Source organism: Streptomyces sp. NPDC051364 (assembly GCF_040682115.1).
GTDB lineage: Bacteria > Actinomycetota > Actinomycetes > Streptomycetales > Streptomycetaceae > Streptomyces.
This window is the reverse complement of sequence record NZ_JBFBAH010000008.1, coordinates 166006-187715: the sequence shown is the minus strand read 5'-3', so window position 1 is coordinate 187715 and position 21710 is coordinate 166006. Positions and strand designations below refer to the sequence as shown.

The window sequence follows — 21710 nt, the reverse complement described above, 5'->3', positions numbered from 1 at the left end:
TACGGCCGGGCCCACCCGGGCCCGGCCGTACGAGGTCCGGCTCAGTCAAGCCGGTCGAAGATCGCGAACAGCTCCTCGTCGTCAGCGGTTTCGAGATCCTCGTTGGACGTGTCCGCAGTTCCCGTCGCCGCATCGGGACCGCCCGCCGACTCGGCTGCCTTCAGCAGCTCCCGCAGGCGTACGGTGATCCGGTCGCGGGCCTCGTCATCGGAAGCCGCGGCCTCGATGGACGCCTCCAGACCGGCGAGACCGGCCAGCACCGGATCGGCGGCGGAGGCCTCGTCGACGGCGCACTCCTCGCGCAGGTGGCGGGCGAGGGCCAGCGGGGTCGGGTAGTCGAAGACCAGCGTCGCCGGAAGCTTCAGACCGGTCGCCTCACGCACCCGGTTACGCAGTTCCACCGACGTCAGCGAGTCGAAACCGGCTTCCTTGAACGCCATCTCCGCACGGACACTGCCGGAGTCGGAATGCCCGAGCACGACCGCGGCCTGAGCACGCACCAGGTCGAGAAGCAGGGCCTCCTGCTCCGCCGCGGTGAGTCCGACCAGCCGGTCGGACAGCTGCCGACCCTCGTTACCGGTGGCCCCGGCGTTCGCCAGTTGCCGGCCTGCCGGTACCAGGCCGCGCAACAGGTGCGGCACCCCGACACCGGTCGCGGCGTCGGCACGCACACCCCGCAGGTCCAGTTTGACCGGCACCAGCAGTGCCTGTCCGGACCTCACGGCCGCACCGAACAGCTCCATACCCTCGGCGGACTTGAGCGCCATGACTCCCCCACGTCCCTCACGCCGGCTCATCTGAGTCAGGGTGAGGTCGTCGATGCTGTCGCCCAGACCTGTGGCCTGCTCCCACGGGCCCCAGGCCAGCGACAGACCCGGCAGGCCCGCCGCCCGGCGGCAGGCCATCAACCCGTCCAGGAAAGCATTGGCCGCTGCGTAGCCACCACTACCAGCTCCCATAAAGATGGACGATGCGGAGGAGTAGACGATGAAGGCGTCGAGGTCCATTCCGCGGGTCAGTTCGTCGAGGTGACGGACCGCGTCCACCTTCGGCGCGAAGACCCCGGCCAGCCGCTCCGGGGTCAGCGCCCCGACCACGCCGGGATCGAAAACGCCTGCGGTGTGCACCACACCGGACAGCCGGTGCTCGGCCGGAACCGATGCCAGAAGTGCCTCGACCTGGCCGCGGTCGGACACGTCGCAGGCGACCGCCGAGACCGCCGCACCCAGCTCGGTGAGCTCGGCGACCAGCTCCTGCACACCTTCGGCCTCCGGACCGCGACGGCTGGCCAGCAGCAGGTGCCGCACGCCGAGCCGGGTGACCAGGTGCCGGGCCGCCAGCGCGCCCAACGACCCGGCGCCGGACACCAGGACGGTCCCGTCCGGCCCGAACACCGCGGGAGCATCCGGGATCTCGCCGGTGACCCGGACGAGTCGGGGTACGGAGAGAATCGTTGCGCGCATCGCGATCTGCGGCTCACCGCAGGCCAGCACCGAACCCAGCACGGAGTCCAGCGCCGAATCCGTGCCGCCTTCGGCAGCGGGGTCGGTGTCCAGCAGGACGATCCGGTCGGGGTTCTCGGCCTGGGCGGCACGCACCAGGCCCCACACCGCCGACCCGGCCGGGTCGGTCACCGCGCCGTCGCCGGCGGGAACCGCGCCACGCGTCAGAACCACCAGGCGCGACTCCTCCAGCCCGGCGTCGGCCAGCCACGCCTGTACGACCTCCAGCACCCGGGAGGTCAGAGCCAGCACCGCGTCCTCGCCGGCGCCGCCGACGGCTTCCAGGACGGCCGCGGCCGGGACCCCCGCACCGCCGGACAGGGCCGCCACCTCGTCAGCGGTGGCCACCGGCACCCACGACGGCGACAGCTCGGCCCCCTGGGCCTGGGGCAGCTCGGACCACTCCACCTCGAAGAGCGAGTTGGCGGCCGCGGTGTCCGCAGCCGCGCCCAACTGCTCGACGGACACCGGCCGCAGAACCAGCGAGTCCAACGTCACGACCGGGCCACCGGTCTCGTCTGCAGCCTTGACCGACAGCGCGTCGGGACCGTTCGGCGCCACGCGTATCCGCAGTGCCGAGGCACCGGCGGCGTGCAGCGCCAGCCCGTTCCACGCGAACGGCATCACCGGTTCCGCGGATTCCTCCGTGGCCGTGCTCGCTGCGGCGCTGAACATCCCGGCCTGCAGGGCCGCGTCCAGCAGCGCGGGGTGGAGGCCGAACTTGCCGGCTTCCTTGCGCTGGTCCTCGGGCAGGGCAACCTCGGCGAAGAGTTCCTCGCCGCGCCGCCACACGGCCCGCATGCCCTGGAACGCCGGGCCGTACGCATACCCCACCTGCGCGAGCAGGTCGTAGCCACCGCTGATGTCCACCTGCTGCGCGCCGGGAGGCGGCCAAGCGGCGAAGTCGAACTCCTGCGCCGCTCCCTGTGTCGCCGGCGATGCCGCCAGGAGACCGGTGGCGTGTCGCGTCCACACGTCCACGCCACCCTCGCCGACGGCGTCCTCGCGCTGGGAGTACACGTTCACCGTGCGCGAACCGGTCTCGCCCGGTCCGCCGACGGCGACCTGCACGCGCACGCCGCCCTGCTCGGGCACCACCAACGGGGCCTCGGTCACGAGTTCTTCCAGCAGCCCGCACCCGGCCTCGTCACCGGCTCGTACCGCGAGTTCCACCAGCCCGGTGCCCGGGAGGAGCACCACACCGCCGACCCTGTGATCGGCCAGCCAGGGGTGCGACTTCAGCGACAGCCGCGAGGTGAAGACCAGACCGTCCGACTGCGGCAGCCGCACGACCGCACCCAGCAGCGGGTGATCGGCTGCCGCCTGGCCCAGCGAAGCCGCATCGGTGGCCGCCTCGGCCAGGTGCAGCCAGTAGTGCTCGTGGTCGAAGGCGTATGTCGGCAGGTCGATGCGTGCAGACACCGCTCCGGCGGGCAGGACCTTGGCCCAGTCCACGGCCACACCGCGTACGAACAGCTCGGCCATCGAGGCCAGCAGCCGTCGCAGGCCACCGTCCTCGCGGCGCAGCGAGCCGGTCACCACCACATCGGTGTCGGTGTCGGTGTTGTCGATGGTCTCGCTGACCGGCTGGACCAGCACCGGGTGGGCGCTGACCTCCACGAACACCCCGTGGCCCTGACCGAGCAGATCCGCCACGGCCGGGCCGAAGCCCACCTGGCCGCGCAGGTTCCGGTACCAGTACGCGCCATCCAGGACATCGGCGTCCGCCACCCAACCGCCGGTCACGGTGGAGTAGAACGGCACCGTCGGGGCCTTCGCGCCGATCCCGGCCAGCGTCTCGGCGAGGGTGTCGCGAAGGTCTTCCACGTGCCGGGTGTGCGAGGCGTAGTCCACCGCGACCCGACGCACCCGGATGCCGTCGGCGGACAGCGCTTCCAGCGCCTCGTCCAGCGCCTCGGCGTCACCGGCGATCACCACCGACGACGGGCCGTTGACCGCGGCCACCTCGACCCGGTCCGCCCACGGCACCAGACGGGCGACCGCCTCGTCCGCGCTCAGCGCCACCGACGCCATACCGCCACGGCCGGCCAGGTCCTCGGCAATCGCCTGGCTGCGCAAGGCCACCACGCGTGCCGCATCCTCCAGCGACAGCGCACCCGCCACACACGCGGCCGCGATCTCACCCTGGGAGTGGCCGAGCACCGCGTCGGGCTCCACGCCCACGGACGCCCACACCGCGGCCAGGCCCACCATCACGGCGAAGCTCGCCGGCTGGAGTACGTCGACCCGCTCGATGAGCTCGGGGTCGGCCTCGCCGCGCAGTACGTCGATCAGCGACCAGTCGATCCACGGCTTCAGCGCAGCCGCGCACTCCGCGATCCGCTCGGCGAAGACCGGCGAGGAGTCGAGGAGTTCCCGGCCCATGCCCGCCCACTGCGAGCCCTGGCCGGGGAACACCCACACGACCTTGCCCGAAGCAGTCGCACTCCCGGACACCACACCGGCCGCGTTCTCGCCGCGCGCCAGCGCCTGCAGCCCGGCCAGTGCTTCCTTGCCCGAGTCGGCGACAACCACCGCGCGCTCACCGAAGACCGTACGGCCCGACACCAGCGCTCCGGCCACGTCCGCCGGCGACACCCCATCGGCGCCCTCGACGAACCCCGCCAGCCGCCCGGCCTGACCCGCAAGCGAACCGGCACTCCGCGCCGACACCACGAACGGCACCGCACCGGCAGGCGCCGGCGCTTCCGCGACGGTCCCAGCCTCTTCAGCGGGTGCTTCCTCCAGGATCAGGTGGGCGTTCGTGCCGCTGACACCGAACGAGGACACACCGGCCCGGCGCGGGTGACCGTTCTGCGGCCACTCCCGGGCCTCGGTCAACAGCTCGACCGCACCCGCCGTCCAGTCCACTTCGGTCGTGGGCTTCTGAGCATGCAGCGTGGGGGGCATGACGCCGTGCCGCAGCGCCTGCACCATCTTGATCACACTGGCCACACCGGCAGCTGCCTGCGCATGACCGATGTTCGACTTCAGGGAACCCAGCCACAGCGGCTGCTCCGGATCCCGGCCCTTCCCGTACGTCGCCAGCAGTGCCTGCGCCTCGATCGGGTCACCCAGGGCCGTACCCGTGCCGTGCCCCTCCACGATGTCCACGTCGGACGTGGAAAGTCCGGCGCTGGCCAGAGCCTTGCGGATCACCCGCTGCTGCGACGGACCACTCGGCGCGGTCAGGCCGTTGGAAGCACCGTCTTGGTTCACCGCACTGGCACGCAGCACCGCGAGAACCCGGTGTCCGCGCTCACGCGCCACCGACAGGCGCTCGAGCAGCACCACACCGACACCCTCGGACAGCCCCATGCCGTCCGCACCGTCCGCGAACGCCTTGCACCGGCCGTCGGTGGCCAGGCCACGCTGCCGGGAGAAGGCCATGAACGCACCGGGCGTCGACATGACCATCGCACCGCCGGCCAGCGCCATCGAGCACTCGCCCTGCCGCAGCGCCTGCGCGGCCAGGTGCATCGCCACCAGCGACGACGAGCACGCGGTGTCCACCGAAACCGCCGGGCCTTCGAAGCCGAACACGTAGGACACCCGGCCCGACGCCACACTCGGCGCCAGCCCCGTGCCCGCGAAACCTTCCACCTCCGGCGCGACGACGCCGGTCCCGTAGCCCTGGCTGGACACGCCGGAGAACACACCGACGTCGGTGCCCTTCAGCGAGACCGGGTCGATGCCGGCCCCTTCCAGCGCCTCCCAGGAAGTCTCCAGCAGCAGCCGCTGCTGCGGGTCCATCGCCAGCGCCTCACGCGGCGAAATCCCGAAGAACCCCGCGTCGAACTGGCCCGCCCCCTGCAGGAAGCCACCCTGGTCGGTGTACGACGTACCCGCATGGTCGGGATCCAGGTCGAACAGACCCTCCAGGTCCCAGCCGCGGTCGTCGGGGAAGGACGACACCGCGTCCCGGCCCTCACACACCATGCGCCACAGGTCCTCGGGACCCGCCACGCCGCCCGGCAGGCGGCACGCCATACCCACGATCGCGAGCGGCTCACCCGAATCGGCCGCCACGACCGTCGGTTCCACCGGCGCCGGCGCCACGTCACCGAACTCCTCGCGCAGGTAGCGGGCGAGGGCCAGCGGGGTCGGGTAGTCGAAGACCAGCGTCGCGGGAAGCTTCAGACCGGTCGCCTCACGCACCCGGTTACGCAGCTCGACCGAGGTCAGGGAGTCGAACCCGGCGTCCTTGAACGCCGTCTCCGCGCGGACGCCGCCCGGCCCGGTGTGCCCGAGCACAACCGCCGCCTGGGTACGCACCAGCTCGAGGAGCAGGGCCTCCTGCTCCGCCGCGGTGAGTCCGGCCAGCCGGTCGGAGAGCTGGCGCCCCTCGTCGGCGGCGCCCCCCGCGCTCGCCTGCTGTCGGCCCGCGCGGACCAGGCCGCGCAGCAGGTTCGGCACCCCACGACCGGCGGCCGCGTCGGCGCGCACCCCGCGCAGGTCAAGCTTGACCGGCACCAGGAGCGCCTGCCCGGACACCAGACCGGCATCGAAGAGCTCCATGCCCTCCGCCGCCGAAATCGCGAGCACACCGCTACGGCTGGCACGCGCCTGGTCGACGGTGCTGAGGTGCGTGGCCATGCCGAGGGTCTGGTCCCACAGGCCCCAGGCCAGCGACAGGCCCGGCAGGCCCACCGCCCGGCGGTTGTTCATCAACCCGTCCAGGAAAGCGTTCGCCGCCGAGTAGTTGCCCTGGCCGGCGCCTCCGGACAGGCCCGCGACAGACGAGAAGACGACGAATGCGTCGAGGTCCAGGCCCCGGGTCAGTTCGTCGAGGTGACGCACCGCGTCCACCTTCGGCGCGAACACCCCCGCCAGCCGCTCCGGGGTCAGCGCCCCGATCAACCCGTCGTCGAACACGCCCGCGGTGTGCACCACACCGGTGAGGGGGTGCTCGGCCGGCACCGATGCCAGCAGGGCCTCGACCTGGCCACGGTCGGACACGTCACAGGCCACCACCGAGACCGCAGCGCCCTGCTCGGTCAGCTCGGCAACCAGTTCCTGCACTCCGTCGGCGTCCGGGCCGCGACGGCTGGCCAGCACCAGATGCCGCACCCCGTGCCGGGAGACCAGATGCCGGGCCACCAGACCACCCAAGGACCCGGCACCCGAGACCAGGACGGTTCCCTCCGGCCCGAAGACCGCCGGAACGTCCGGAACGTGACCGGTGGTACGGGCGAGCCGGGGCACGGAGAGGGTGGTTCCGCGCACCGCGACCTGCGGCTCGCCGCAGGCCAGCACCGAGTCCAGCACCGTGTCCATCACCGAATCCGTGCCGCCTTCGGCAGCGGGATCGATGTCCACCAGGACGATCCGATCGGGGCTTTCCGTCTGGGCAGCCCGCACCAGACCCCACACCGCGGCGCCCGCGGGATCGGTCACCGCGCCGTCACCGGCGGGCACCGCACCCCGAGTCGCCACCACCAGCTGCGACTCCTCCAGCCCGGCGCCGGCCAGCCACGCCTGCAAGACCCCCAGCACACGTGAGGTCAACGCCAGGACCGCGTCCTCGCCGCCGTCCTCATCGCCCACAGCTTCCAGGACCGCCACCAGCGATACTCCGGGGACCGCAGCCATGCCTTCGGCCAGCGACGTCACCTCATCAGCGGTGGCCACCGGCGCCCACGACAGCGAGGGCTCGGCCTGAACCTCGGGCAGCGCGCTCCACTCCACCTGGAACAGCGAGTTGGCGACCGCAGCGTCCGCCGCGCCGCCCAACTGCTCGGCGGAGACCGGCCGGGACACCAGCGAGTCCAGCGTCAGGACCAAGCCGCCGGTCTCGTCGGCAGCCTGGAACGTCAGCGCATCCGGGCCGCTCGGCGCCACACGTACCCGCAGTGTCGAGGCACCCGCGGCATGCAGCGCCAGCCCGTTCCACGCGAACGCGAGCACCGGTTCCCCGGCTTCTTCCTCCTGTGCCGTGCCCGCCGCTGCGCCGACCGTCCCGGCCTGCAGGGCCGCATCGAGCAGCGCCGGGTGGATGCCGAACTTGCCGGCGTCCTTGCTCTGCTCCTCGGGCAGGGCAACCTCGGCGAAGACCTCCTCGCCGCGCCGCCACACCGTCCGCAGGCCCTGGAACGCCGGACCGTACGCGTAACCGCGCTCGAGCAGGTCGGTGTAGAAGTTCCCGACCTCGACCGGCTGCGCACCCCGCGGCGGCCAGGCGGCGAAGTCGAACCCCGTCCCATGGGCCGCCGGCGACGCCGACAGGAGTCCGGTGGCGTGCCGCGTCCACACGTCCGCGCCACCGTCGCCGGCGGCGTCCTCGCGCTGGGAGTACACCTCCACAGTCCGCGAACCGTTCTCACCCGGTCCGCCGACCGCGACCTGCACGCGGACTCCGCCCTGCTCGGGCACCACCAGCGGCGCCTCGATCACCAGCTCTTCCAGCACCCCGCACCCGGCCTCGTCACCGGCCCGAACAGCCAGCTCCACCAGCCCGGTGCCCGGGACGATCACCACACCGCACACCGCGTGATCGGCCAGCCAGGCGTGCGACTTCAGCGACAGCCGCGAGGTGAAGACGAGCCCGTCCGACTGCGGCAGGCGCACCACCGCACCCAGCAGCGGGTGATCGGCCGTCGTCTGGCCCAGCGAGGCCGCATCCGTGGCGCCCCCGACCGCCTCGAGCCAGTAGTGCTGGTGCTCGAAGGCGTACGTCGGCAGGTCCACGTGTGCGGACTTGGCGTCGGCGGGCAGGACACCGCTCCAGTCCACGGCCACACCGCGGACGAACAGCTCGGCCATCGAGGCGAACAGCCGTCGCAGGCCACCGTCCTCGCGCCGCAGCGAACCCGTCACCACCACATCGGCGTGGCCGGCATCGACGGCCTCGGTGATCGGCTGGACCAGCACCGGGTGGGCGCTGACCTCGACGAACACCCCGTGGCCCTGGTCGAGCAGCTCGGCCACGGCCGGGCCGAAGCCCACCTGGCCGCGCAGGTTCCGGTACCAGTACGCGCCGTCCAGGACGTCGGCGTCCGCCACCCAACCGCCGGTGACGGTCGAGTAGAACGGCACCGTCGGCGCCAGAGCACTCACCTCGGCCAGCGCTTCGGCGAGCGCCTCGCGGATGTCCTCCACGTGCCGGGTGTGCGAGGCGTAGTCCACCGCGACCCGACGCACCCGAACGCCGTCGGCGGACAGCGCTTCCAGTGCCTCGTCCAGGGCCTCGGCGTCCCCGGCGACCACCACGGAGGACGGGCCGTTGACCGCGGCCACCTCGACCCGGTCCGCCCACGGCACCAGACGGGCAACCGCCTCGTCCACGTTCAGCGCCACCGACGCCATACCGCCACGGCCGGCCAGGTCCTTGGCGATGGCCTGGCTGCGCAGCGCCACCACGCGTGCCGCATCCTCCAGCGACAGCGCACCCGCCACACACGCGGCGGCTATCTCACCCTGGGAGTGGCCGAGCACCGCATCGGGCTCCACGCCCACGGACGCCCAGACCGCCGCCAGACCGATCATCACGGCGAAGCTGGCCGGCTGCAGGACGTCGACCCGCTCCATGAGCTCGGGATCGGTCTCGCCGCGCAGCACGTCGATCAGCGACCAGTCCACCCAAGGCTCCAGAGCGGCAGCGCACTCCGTGATCCGCTCGGCGAAGGCCGGTGAGGAGTCGAGGAGTTCACGGCCCATGCCCGCCCACTGGGAGCCCTGGCCGGGGAAGACCCACACGACCTTGCCCGAAGCAGTCGCGCTCCCGGACACCACACCGGCCGCGTTCTCGCCGCGCGCCAGCGCCTGCAGACCGGCCAGCGCCTCGTCGGCAGAGTCGGCCACGACCACCGCACGCTCGCCCAGCACCGCGCGGCCCGACACCAGCGCCCCGGCCACGTCCGCCGTCGCCACCCCATCGGCGCCCTCGACGAAGGCCGCCAGCCGCCCGGCCTGAGCCGAAAGCGCACCGGGGGTCCGCGCCGACACCACCAGCGGCACCGCACCAGTGGGGAGCGCCTCGCCGGAGTCCTGCTCCGCCTCCTCCTGCGGCGCCTCCTCCAGGATCAGGTGGGCGTTCGTGCCACTGACACCGAACGCGGACACACCGGCCCGGCGCGGCCGGCCGTTCTGCGGCCACTCCCGGGCCTCGGTCAGCAGCTCCACCGCACCCGCAGACCAGTCGACCTCAGTCGTGGGCGCATCCACGTGCAGCGTGGGAGGCATCACGCCGTGCCGCAGCGCCTGCACCATCTTGATCACACCGGCCACACCGGCAGCAGCCTGCGCGTGACCGATGTTCGACTTCAACGAGCCGAGCCACAGCGGCTGTTCCGCGTCACGGCCCTGGCCGTACGTCGCCAGCAGCGCCTGCGCCTCGATCGGGTCACCCAGGGCCGTACCGGTCCCGTGACCCTCCACCACGTCCACATCCGCCGCCACCAGCCCGGCGCTCGCCAGCGCTCCGCGGATCACCCGCTGCTGGGAGGGACCGTTCGGCGCGGTCAGGCCGTTGGAAGCGCCGTCCTGGTTGACGGCGCTGCCGCGCAGCACCGCCAGCACCCGGTGCCCGCGCTCACGTGCCACCGACAGCCGCTCCAGCACCACCACACCGACGCCCTCGGCCCAGCCCGTGCCGTCCGCGCCATCGGCGAATGCCTTGCACCGGCCGTCGGCGGCCAGGCCACGCTGACGGGAGAACTCCGCAAAGACGCCGGGCGACGCCAGCACCGTCGCGCCGCCGGCCAGCGCCATCGAGCACTCGCCCTGGCGCAGCGCCTGCGCGGCCAGGTGCATCGCGACCAGCGACGACGAGCACGCGGTGTCCACCGAAACCGCCGGACCCTCGAAACCGAGCACGTAGGACACCCGGCCCGACGCCACACTCGTCGAGCCGCCCGTGCCCGCGAACCCCTCGAGCTCGGGCGTCACCACACTGGCTCCCGGCGCGACGTAGCCCTGGCCGAACACCCCGGAGAACACCCCGACGTCGGTGCCCTTCAGCGAGACCGGGTCGATACCCGCCCGCTCCAGCGCCTCCCACGAGGCCTCCAGCAGCAGCCGCTGCTGCGGGTCCATCGCCAGCGCCTCACGCGGCGAAATCCCGAAGAACCCCGCGTCGAAGAGACCCGCCTCGTGCAGGAACCCACCCTGATCCGTGTACGAGGTACCCGCACGCTCGGGGTCCGGGTCGAACAGGCCCTCCAGATCCCAGCCCCGGTCCTCGGGGAACCCGGAGACCGCGTCCCGGCCGTCGGACACCATCTGCCACAGGTCCTCCGGCCCCGCAACGCCACCGGGCAGACGGCAGGCCATGCCCACGATGGCGATCGGCTCACGGGAAGCGTCGAGGAGTTGGCGGTTCTGCTTCTTCAGCGAGCCGACCTCTTCCAGCGACTTCCTCAGCGCCTGGACGACCTTTTCATACGACGCACTCACTTAATTGCCCCAATCATTCAGCGGTTCCGAAGGTTGTTATTCGCCGAGCGCCAGTTGCACGAGATCGTCGACGTCCAGCTCAGCGATCGCCCTCTCCTCGTCGGCGTTGTCGATCCCGCCGATTTCCGGTGCGCCATCGCCACGGGCGACCAGCTTGACCAGGGCTTCCATCAATCCTGCTTCCCGGAACCGGGCCAGCGGCAGAGATGCGAGTGCGTTCCGCAGTCGCCCCTCATCCACTTCCATCTCAATTGCGTCGTTGTCCGGCAGCAATTCCTGGTGCAGGTGGCGGGCGAGGACCTGCGGAGCCGGATAGTCGAAGACCAGCGTGGCCGGAAGCTTCAGACCGGTCGCCTCACGCAGCCGGTTGCGCAATTCCACCGACGTGAGCGAATCGAAGCCGGCATCCTTGAACGCCATGTCCGTCCGCACGCTCTCCGGCCCGGCATGTCCGAGCACGGCGGCCACCTGAGTCCGCACCAGGTCCAGGAGGACCTTCGTCTGGTCGGCGGCGGTCAGTGCGGCCAGCCGGTCGTACAGCTTCCGGCCCTCGTCGGCGGTCTCCGCCGCCTGCGCCTGCTGCCGGCCCACCCGGACCAGGCTGCGCAGCATGTGCGGTACGCCGCCACCGGCGGCCGCGTCGGCGCGGACACCCCGCAGGTCCAACTTGGCCGGCACCAGCAGCGCCTGTACGGACCCCAGAGCGGCTTCGAACAGCTCCATACCCTCTTCCGGCGGCATCGCCTGCAGACCACCGCGCCGGTTCATCCGGTTCCTGGTGAGGTCGTCGGTGTTGGCCGCCATGCCGGAGGTCTGGTCCCACAGGCCCCAGGCCAGCGACAGACCCGGCACACCTGCGGCCCTGCGGTTGGCCATCAGCCCGTCCAGGTAGGCGTTCGCCGCCGCGTAACTGCCACTGCCCGCACCCATGAAGACGGCCGAGACGGAGGAGTAGACGATGAACGCGTCGAGGTCCAGGCCTCGCGTCAGCTCATCCAGGTGCCGCACCGCGTCCACCTTCGGCGCGAACACCCGCGCCAGCCGCTCCGGGGTCACCGTTTCGATCACCCCGGCATCCAGCACACCGGCGGTGTGCACGACACCGGTCAGCCGGTGCTCGGCCGGCACCGACGCCAGCAACGCCTCGACCTGGCCACGGTCGGACACGTCACAGGCCACCACCGAGACCGCAGCGCCCTGCTCGGTGAGTTCGGCGACCAGCTCCTGCACGCCTTCGGCGTCCGGACCTCGACGGCTGGCCAGCAGCAGCTGACGCACCCCGCGCCGGGAGACCAGATGCCGGGCCACCAGGCCACCCAACGACCCGGTACCACCCGTGACCAGGACCGTCCCCTCCGGCCCGAACACCGCCGGAACATCCGGGGCCTCACCGCCGGCCCGGACGAGCCGGGGGGCGGAGAGGACCGTGCCACGGACCGCGACCTGCGGCTCCCCGCCGGCCAGCACCGCACCCAGCACCAGCTCCGCGGCGCCTTCGGCAGCGGGGTCGGTGTCCAGGAGGACGATCCGGTCGGGGTTCTCGCCTTGGGCGGCACGCACCATGCCCCATACCGCCGACCCGGCCGGGTCGGTCACCGCGCCGTCGCCGGCGGGAACCGCGCCCCGGGTCACGACCACCAGCCGCGACTCCTCCAGCCCGGACCCGGCCAGCCACGCCTGTACGACCTCCAGCACCCGGGAGGTCAAAGCCAGCACCGCGCCCTCGCCGACACCACCGACAGCCTCGAGAACCGCCACCGCCGGGGCATCTGCGCTCCCGGCGAGAGCCGCCACATCGTCGGCATCTGCCACCGGCAGCCACGAGGGAGCGAGCCCGGCCCCCTGAGCCTGGGGCAGCTCGGTCCACTCCACCTGGAACAGCGAGTCGGTGCGCGCCGTGCTCCCCGCGGTCTCCCACTGCTCGGCGGAGACCGGCCGGGACACCAGCGAGTCCAGCGTCAGGACCAGGCCGCCGGTCTCGTCGGCAGCCTCGACCGCCAGCGCATCCGGGCCGAGGGGCGTCAGCCGTACCCGCAGTGCCGAGGCACCCGCGGCGTGCAGCTCCAGACCGTTCCAGTCGAGCGGCTGCAGCTGTCCGTCCGACGCCGCGGCGTCGGACGTCCCTGCGTGCAGGGCCGCGTCCAGCAGCGCGGGGTGGATGCCGAACCTGCCGGCGTCCTTGCGCTGGTCCTCGGGCAGGGCCACCTCGGCGAAGAGTTCCTCGCCGCGTCGCCACACCGCCCGTACGCCCTGGAACGCCGGACCGTAGCCATGACCACGCTCGACCAGGCCGGAGTAGAAGTCCCCGACCTCGACCGGCTGCGCGCCGGCCGGCGGCCAGACGGCGAAGTCGAACCCGGTGCCACTGCCGCCCGTCCGAGCCGATGCCGACAGCACACCGGTGGCGTGCCGCGTCCACAGGCCCTCACCGGCAGCGTCCTCGCGCTGGGAGTAGATCTCCACGGTCCGCGATGCGTTCTCACCCGGTCCGCCGACGGCGACCTGTACGCGGACTCCGCCGTGCTCGGGCACCACCAGCGGTGCCTCGATGAGGAGTTCGTCCAGGACCCCGCAGCCGGCCTCGTCGCCGGCCCGCACCGCGAGCTCCACCAGCCCGGTGCCCGGAAGGAGCACCACGCCACCGATCGTGTGATCGGCCAGCCAGGGGTGCGACTTCAGCGACAGCCGCGAAGTGAAGACGAGCCCGTCGGACTGCGGCAGCTGCACCACCGCGCCCAGCAGCGGGTGATCGGCCGTCGTCTGGCCCAGCGACGCAGCGTCCGTGGCCGACCCGGCCGTCTGGAGCCAGTAGTGCCGGTGGTCGAAGGCATAGGTCGGCAGGTCCACGCGCCGGGAGGGCGCCGTCTGCGGGAGCACGCCGCTCCAGTCGACGGCCACGCCCCGTACGAACAGCTCGGCCATCGAGGCCAGCAGCCGTCGCAGGCCGCCGTCCTCGCGGCGCAGCGAGCCGGTCACGACCGCATCGGTATCCGTGCCGTCGACGATCTCGCTGACCGGCTGGACCAGCACCGGGTGGGCGCTGACCTCCACGAACACCGCGTGGCCCTGACCGAGCAGATCGGCCACGGCGGGACCGAAGCCCACCTGGCCGCGCAGGTTCCGGTACCAGTAATCGCCGTCCAGGACGCCGGCGTCCGCAACCCAGCCGCCGGCGACGCTGGAGTAGAACGGCACCGTCGGGGCCTGGGCGTCGATCCCGGCCAGGGTTTCGGCGAGCGTGTCGCGGATGGCCTCCACGTGCCGGGTGTGCGACGCGTAATCCACCGCGACCCGACGCACCCGGACACCGTCAGCGGACAGCGCCTCCAGCACCTCGTCCAGAGCCCCGGCATCACCGGCGATCACCACGGACGACGGCCCGTTGACCGCGGCGACCTCCACACGGTCGGCCCACGGCTCCAGCCACGCAACCGCTGCGTCCGCGCTCAGCGCGACGGAAGCCATGCCGCCGAGCCCCGCCAGCTCCTTGGCAATCGTCTGGCTGCGCAGTGTCACCACACGCGCGGCATCCTCCAGCGAGAGCGCACCTGCCACACAGGCGGCGGCGATCTCACCCTGGGAGTGGCCGAGCACCGCGTCGGGCTTGACCCCGACCGACTCCCAGACCGCCGCCAGGCCCACCATCACGGCGAAGCTGGCCGGCTGCAGGACGTCGACCCGCTCCATGAGCTCGGGGTCGGCCTCGCCGCGCAGTACATCGATCAGCGACCAGTCGATCCACGGCTCGAGCACGGCAGCGCACTCCGCGATCCGCTCGGCGAAGACCGGCGAGGAGTCGAGGAGTTCACGGCCCATGCCCGCCCACTGCGAGCCCTGGCCGGGGAACACCCACACGACCTTGCCCGAAGCAGTCGCACTCCCGGACACCACACCGGCCGCACTCTCGCCGCGCGCCAGCGCCTGCAGCCCGACCAGTGCTTCCTTGCCCGAGTCGGCGACAACCACCGCACGCTCACCGAAGACCGTACGGCCCGACACCAGCGCTCCGGCCACGTCCGCCGGGGACACCTCATCGGCGCCCTCGACGAACGCCGCCAGCCGCCCGGCCTGACCGGCCAGCGCACCGGCACTCCGCGCCGACACCACGAACGGCACCGCACCGGCAGGCGCCGGCGCTTCCGCAACGGTCTCAGCCGTCTCCGGGGGCGCCTCCTCCAGGATCAGGTGCGCATTCGTCCCGCTGATGCCGAACGAGGAGACACCGACCCGACGCGGATGGCCGTTGCGCGGCCACTCCCGCGCCTCCGTCAGCAGCTCGATGGCACCCGCAGACCAGTCCACCTGACGTGAAGGCTCGTGCACGTGCAGCGTGGGCGGCATGACGCCGTGCCGCAGCGCCTGCACCATCTTGATCACGCCGGCCACACCGGCAGCCGCCTGCGTGTGACCGATGTTCGACTTCAGGGAACCCAGCCACAGCGGCTGCTCCGGGTCCCGGTCCCGCCCGTACGTCGCCAGGAGCGCCTGCGCCTCGATCGGGTCACCCAGGGCCGTGCCCGTGCCGTGGCCCTCGACCACGTCCACGTCGGACGTGGAAAGTCCGGCGCTGGCCAGGGCCTTGCGGATCACCCGCTGCTGCGAGGGACCGTTCGGCGCGGTCAGACCGTTGGAAGCACCGTCCTGGTTGACCGCACTACCGCGCAGCACCGCCAGCACCCGGTGACCACGCTCACGCGCCACCGACAAACGCTCCAGCACCACCAGACCGACGCCCTCGGACAGCACCGTGCCGTCCGCGCCGTCCGCGTACGCCTTGCACCGGCCGTCGGCGGCCACGCCCCGCTGGCGCGACATGCCGAGGATTCCGATCGGCGATCCCATCACGGCGACACCGCCGGCGAGCGCCATCGAGCACTCGCCCTGCCGCAGCGCCTGCGCCGCAAGGTGCATCGCCACCAGGGACGACGAACACGCCGTGTCCACGGTGACCGCCGGACCCTCGAAGCCGAAGGCGTACGACACCCGGCCCGAGGCCACACTGCCCGCCGTGGCAGTCGTGACGAAGCCCTCGAGCTCCGCGGGCATGTTCGTCAGCGACTCGACGTAGTCATGGATGGAGACGCCGGAGAAGACGCCGATGTTGCTGCCCTGTGCCGTGCTCGGGTCGATGCCCGCCCGCTCCAGCGCCTCCCAGGAGGCCTCCAGCAGCAGCCGCTGCTGCGGGTCCATCGCCAGCGCCTCGTTCGGCGAGATGCCGAAGAACGCGGCGTCGAACTGCGCGGCCTCGTGCAGGAATCCGCCCTGGCCGGCGGACGAGGTGTCCGTACGGTCGGGGTCAGGGTCGGACAGACCGTCCAGGTCCCAGCCGCGGTCGTCGGGGAAGGACGACATGCCCTCACGGCCCTCGGACACCAGCTGCCAGAGGCCATCGGGATCCGCCACACCGCCCGGCAGGCGGCACGCCATCCCGACGATCGCGATCGGCTCGTCCGGATCCGCGACGACGGCCGCAGCCGAGGCAGGGGTGCCGGCCGCCGCGTCACCGAGCTCCTCGCGCAGGTGACGGGCGAGGGCGACCGGGGTGGGGTAGTCGAAGATCAGCGTGGCCGGCAGCTTCACGCCGGTCGCCGCGCTCAGCCGGTTCCGCAGCTCGACCGCGGTCAGCGAGTCGAACCCGATGTCGCTGAACCCCCGGGTGCCCTGCGCCAGTTCGGGGCCGCTGAAACCGAGTACGTTGCCCGACTCGGCCTGGACGACGGTCAGCAGGATGCTCTCCTGCTCGGCCGGCGACAGTCCGGCGAGCCGGCGGACCAGTCCGCTGCTGTCCCCGGCAGCCGCCCGCGCCACGCGCCGACTCGCGCGGACCAGGCCGCGCAGCAGATGCGGGACTCCCCCGCCGGCTGCGGCCTGGCTTCGCATGGTCTTCAGGTCCAGCTTGATCGGCACCAGCAGCGGCTGGTCCGCGTGCAGGCCGACGTCGAAGATGTGCAGGCCTTCGGCCGGCGTCATCGCCAGTACGCCGCCACGGCTCATACGGGCCTGGTCGACGGCGCTGAGGTGAGCGGTCAGGCCGTTGCTCTGCTCCCACAGGCCCCAGGCCAGCGACAGTGCGGGCAGGCCCGCCGCCCGGCGGCCGGCCATCAGGCCGTCGAGGAAGGCGTTCGCTGCCGCGTAGTTGCCCTGGCCGGCGGACCCCATGAGCGAGGCGGCGGACGAGAACACGATGAAGGCATCGAGGTCCAGGCCTCGGGTCAGCTCGTCGAGGTGACGGACCGCGTCCACCTTCGGCGCGAACACCGTCGCGAGCCGCTCCGGGGTCAGCGTCGCGATCACGCCGTCGTCCAGCACACCGGCCATGTGCACCACACCGGTCAGCCGGTGCTCGGCCGGCACCGACGCCAGCAACGCCTCGACCTGGCCGCGATCGGACACGTCACAAGCCGCCACCGACACCGCGGCACCCAGCTCGGTGAGCTCGGCGACCAGCTCCTCCACACCCTCGGCGGCCGGACCCCGACGGCCGGCCAGCAGCAGATGCCGCACCCCGTGCCGGGAGACCAGGTGCCGGGCCACCAGACCGCCCAAGGCTCCGGTGCCACCGGTGACCAGGACGGTCCCTTCGGCCCCGAACACCGCGGGCTCGTCCGGAACCTCACCGCCGGCCCGGACGAGCCGGGGGACGGAGAGGACCGTTCCGCGCACCGCGACCTGCGGCTCCCCGCCGGCCAGCACCGCGCCCAGGACGGAACCCGCTCCGTCACCGGAGGCCGGGTCGGTGTCGATCAGGATGATCCGGTCGGGGTTCTCGGCCTGCGCGGCACGCACCAGACCCCACACGGCCGATCCGGCCGGGTCGCTCACCGTACCGTCGCCGGCGGGGACGGCGCCCCGGGTCACCACGACCAGGCGCGACTCCTCCAGCCCGGTCCCGGCCAGCCAGGCCTGGACGACCTCCAGCACCCGGGAGGCCGTCTCCAGTACCGCGTCCTCGCCGTCGGCGCCGGCCACCGCCTGCAGGACCGCCACGGCCGGGACGCCGGCGCTTCCGGCCAGAGCCACCACGTCGTCAGCGGTGGCCACGGGCACCCACGACGGCGCCGGCTCCCCACCCTGAGCCGCAGACAGCTCGGTCCACTCCACCCCGAACAGCGAGTCGCGGCTCTCATCGCCTGCCGCGGCGCCCAACTGGTCGGTGGACACGGGCAGGGACACCAGCGAGTCCATCGTCAGGACCATGTCGCCGGTCTCGTCGGCGGCCTGGAACGACAGCGCGTCCGGCCCGCACGGGGCGACCCTCACCCGCAGCGCCGAGGCACCCACGGCATGCAGCACCAGCCCGTTCCACGCGAACGGCAGCACTTGGCGGTCGTCGTCCGGATTGGCGAAGGCGTTCGTGTGCAGGGCGGCGTCCAGCAGCGCCGGGTGCATGCCGAACTTGCCGGCTTCCTCGCGCTGTTCATCGGGCAGGACGGCCTCGGCGAAGACCTCGTCACCGCGCCGCCACACCGCCCGCAGGCCCTGGAACGCCGGGCCGTACGCGTAGCCGCGCTCGAGCAGGTCGGTGTAGAAGTTCCCGACCTCGACCGGCTCGGCGCCCGGGGGCGGCCACGCGGCGAAGTCGTATTCCTTTTCCGTTCCCCGTTTCGCCGACGCCGCCGCCAGGAGTCCGGTGGCGTGTCGCGTCCATTCGTTCGCGCCGCCCTCGCCGACGGCGTCCTCGCGCTGGGAGTACACGTCCACCGTGCGCGAGCCGGTCTCGCCCGGTCCGCCGACCGCGACCTGCAGCCGCACGCCGCCCCGCTCGGGGAGCACCAGCGGTGACTCGATCACGAGTTCTTCCAGGACGCCGTAGCCGAACTCGTCGCCGGCCCGCACCGCGAGGTCGACGTACATCGTGCCGGGGATGATCACCACGCCGCCGATCGCGTGACCGGCCAGCCAGGGGTGCGTCCGCAGCGAGAGCCGCGAGGTGAAGACCAGCCCGTCGGACTGCGGCAGCTGCACCACCGCGCCCAGCAGCGGGTGATCGGCCCCGGTCAGCCCCAGGGACGCCGCGTCCGTGGCCGACCCGGCCATCTGGATCCAGTAGTGCTGGTGGTCGAAGGCGTACGTCGGGAGGTCGATGCGGGCGGACGTCGTTCCGGCGGGCAGAACCTCGGCCCAGTCGAGGGCCACACCGTGGACGAACAGCTCGGCCATCGAGGCGAACAGCCGTCGCAGGCCACCGTCCTCGCGCCGCAGCGAGCCGGTCACCACCACATCGGTGTCGGTGTCGCTCTTGTCGATGGTCTCGGTGATCGGCTGGACCAGCACCGGGTGGGCACTGACCTCCACGAACACCCCGTGGCCCTGCGCCAGCAGCTCGGCGACGGCCGGGCCGAAGCCCACCTGGCCGCGCAGGTTCCGGTACCAGTACCCGCCGTCGAGGACGCCGGCGTCCGCCACCCAACCACCGGTCACGGTGGAGTAGAACGGCACCGTCGGGGCCTGCGCGGTGACACCGGCCAGCGCTTCGGCGAGGGTGTCGCGGATGGCCTCCACGTGCCGGGTGTGGGACGCGTAGTCCACGGCCACCCGGCGTATCCGGACGCCCTGGTCGTCGAGCGCGTCCAGCGCTTCGTCCAGCGCCTCGGCGTCACCGGCGATCACCACGGAGGACGGCCCGTTGACCGCGGCCACCTCGACGCGGTCCGCCCACGGCTCCAGACGGGCAACGGCCTCTTCCACGCTCAGCGCGACCGAAGCCATACCGCCACGCCCTGCCAGGTCCTTGGCGATGGCCTGGCTGCGCAGCGCCACGACGCGCGCCGCGTCCTCCAGTGAGAGCGCACCCGCGACGCAAGCCGCGGCGATCTCACCCTGCGAGTGGCCGAGCACTGCGTCGGGCTCCACGCCCACCGACGCCCAGACCGCCGCCAGGCCCACCATCACGGCGAAGCTCGCCGGCTGCAGCACATCGACCCGCTGCAGGAGCTCGGGGTCTGCCTCGCCGCGCAGCACGTCCAGCAGCGACCAGTCCACCCACCGCTCCAGCGCGGCCGCGCACTCCGCGATCCGCTCCGCGAACACCGGCGAGGAGTCGAGCAGTTCCCGGCCCATGCCCACCCACTGGGAGCCCTGGCCCGGGAACACCCACACGACCTTGCCCGGCGCACCCGAACCGGTCACCAGACCGGGCGCGCTCTCACCGCGCGCCAGCGCCTGCAGACCGGCCAGCGCCTCCTCGTCCGAGCCCGCTACCACCACGGCGCGCTCGCCCAGCGCCGCGCGGCCCGACACCAGTGCTCGGGCCACGTCCGCCAGCGGCACCTCGTCGGCGCCCTCGAGGAATTCCGCGAGCTGCCCCGCCTGGGCCGCCAGCGAGCCGGCAGTGCCCGCCGACACCACCAGCGGCACCGCACCGGCAGGCCGGGCCTCTTCCGCGACGGGCTCCGCAGCCTCCTGCGGCGCCTCCTCCAGGATCATGTGCGCGTTCGTGCCACTGGCCCCGAAGGCGGAGACGCCGGCGCGGCGCGGGTGGCCGTTCTGCGGCCACTCCCGCGCCTCGGTCAGCAGCTCGACCGCACCCGCGGACCAGTCCACCTGGGGGGTGGGCGCGTCCACGTGCAGGGTGGCCGGGAGCGTGCGGTGCCGCAGCGCCTGGACCATGTTGATCACGGCGGCGACTCCGGACGCCGCCTGCGTGTGACCGATGACGGACTTGACCGAGCCGAGCCACAGCGGCTGTTCCGGGTCGCGGCCCTGGCCGTAGGTGGCCAGCAGTGCCTGCGCCTCGATCGGGTCGCCCAGCACCGTGCCCGTGCCGTGGCCCTCCACCGCGTCCACGTCGGACGGGGAGAGCCCTGCGCTGTCGAGCGCCTTGCGGATCACCCGCTGCTGCGACGGACCGTTCGGCGCGGTCAGGCCGTTGGACGCACCGTCCTGGTTCACGGCGCTGCCGCGGATCACGGCCAGTACCCGGTGCCCGCGCTCCTGCGCCACCGAGAGCCGCTCCAGCAGCACCACGCCCACGCCCTCGGCCCAGCCGGAGCCGTCGGCGCCGGCGGCGTAGGACTTGCAGCGCCCGTCGAAGGCGAGTGCGCGCTGACGCGCGAAGCCGACGAACCCGCCCGGCGTCGCCATGACCGTCGAGCCGCCCGCGAGCGCCATGGAGCACTCGCCCCGGCGCAGCGCCTGTGCGGCGAGGTGGATCGCGACCAGCGAGGAGGAGCACATGGTGTCGACCGTCACCGCGGGGCCCTCGAGCCCGAGGGTGTAGGCGACCCGCCCGGAGGCGACGCCGCCCGCCGTGCCCAGGGCGCGCTCCAGGCTGAGGTACCCCTCGAAGCCGCTGAGGTCAGGCGCGTAGTCCTGGTGCACGATTCCGGCGAACACCCCGATGTCGCTGCCGCGCACCGAGTGGGGGTCGATGCCGGCCCGCTCGAAGGTCTCCCAGGACACCTCGAGCAGCTGTCGCTGCTGGGGGTCCATCGCCAGGGCCTCACGCGGCGAGATGCCGAAGAACCCGGCGTCGAACTGCGCCGCGTCGTGCAGGAAGGCGCCTTCCCGCACGTACGTCGTACCGGGGTTGTCGGGGTCCGGGTGGTAGAGGCCCTCCACGTCCCAGCCGCGGTCCTCGGGGAACGTGCTGTACACGTCGGCGCCCTCGGACACGACCCGCCAGAAGTCCTCCGGCCCGCGGATCCCGCCGGCGTACCGGCAGGCCATGGACACGATCGCGATGGGCTCCGCGGCTGCCGCGACGAGTGTGCTGTTCTCCTGCTGAAGCCGGGCGTTCTCCTTCAGCGAGGCACGCAGTGCCTCGACGACCTGCTGGTCGGGCGCCGACATATCCATCCTCCACGATTCGTTCAC

Annotated in this window: 2 protein-coding genes; both read right to left on the bottom strand. The window is 72.7% G+C overall.

Annotated elements, in window-relative coordinates:
* Positions 1–41 precede the first annotated feature (41 nt).
* A complete protein-coding gene (locus AB0M76_RS19590; RefSeq protein ID WP_365954026.1) occupies positions 42–10895 on the bottom strand; it encodes an SDR family NAD(P)-dependent oxidoreductase in 10854 nt (3617 codons plus the stop codon).
* A gap of 36 nt (positions 10896–10931) precedes the next feature.
* Positions 10932–21686, bottom strand: a complete 10755-nt coding sequence (locus tag AB0M76_RS19585) for a type I polyketide synthase (protein ID WP_365954025.1) — start codon at positions 21684–21686, stop codon at positions 10932–10934.
* Between the last annotated feature and the right edge of the window lie 24 nt (positions 21687–21710).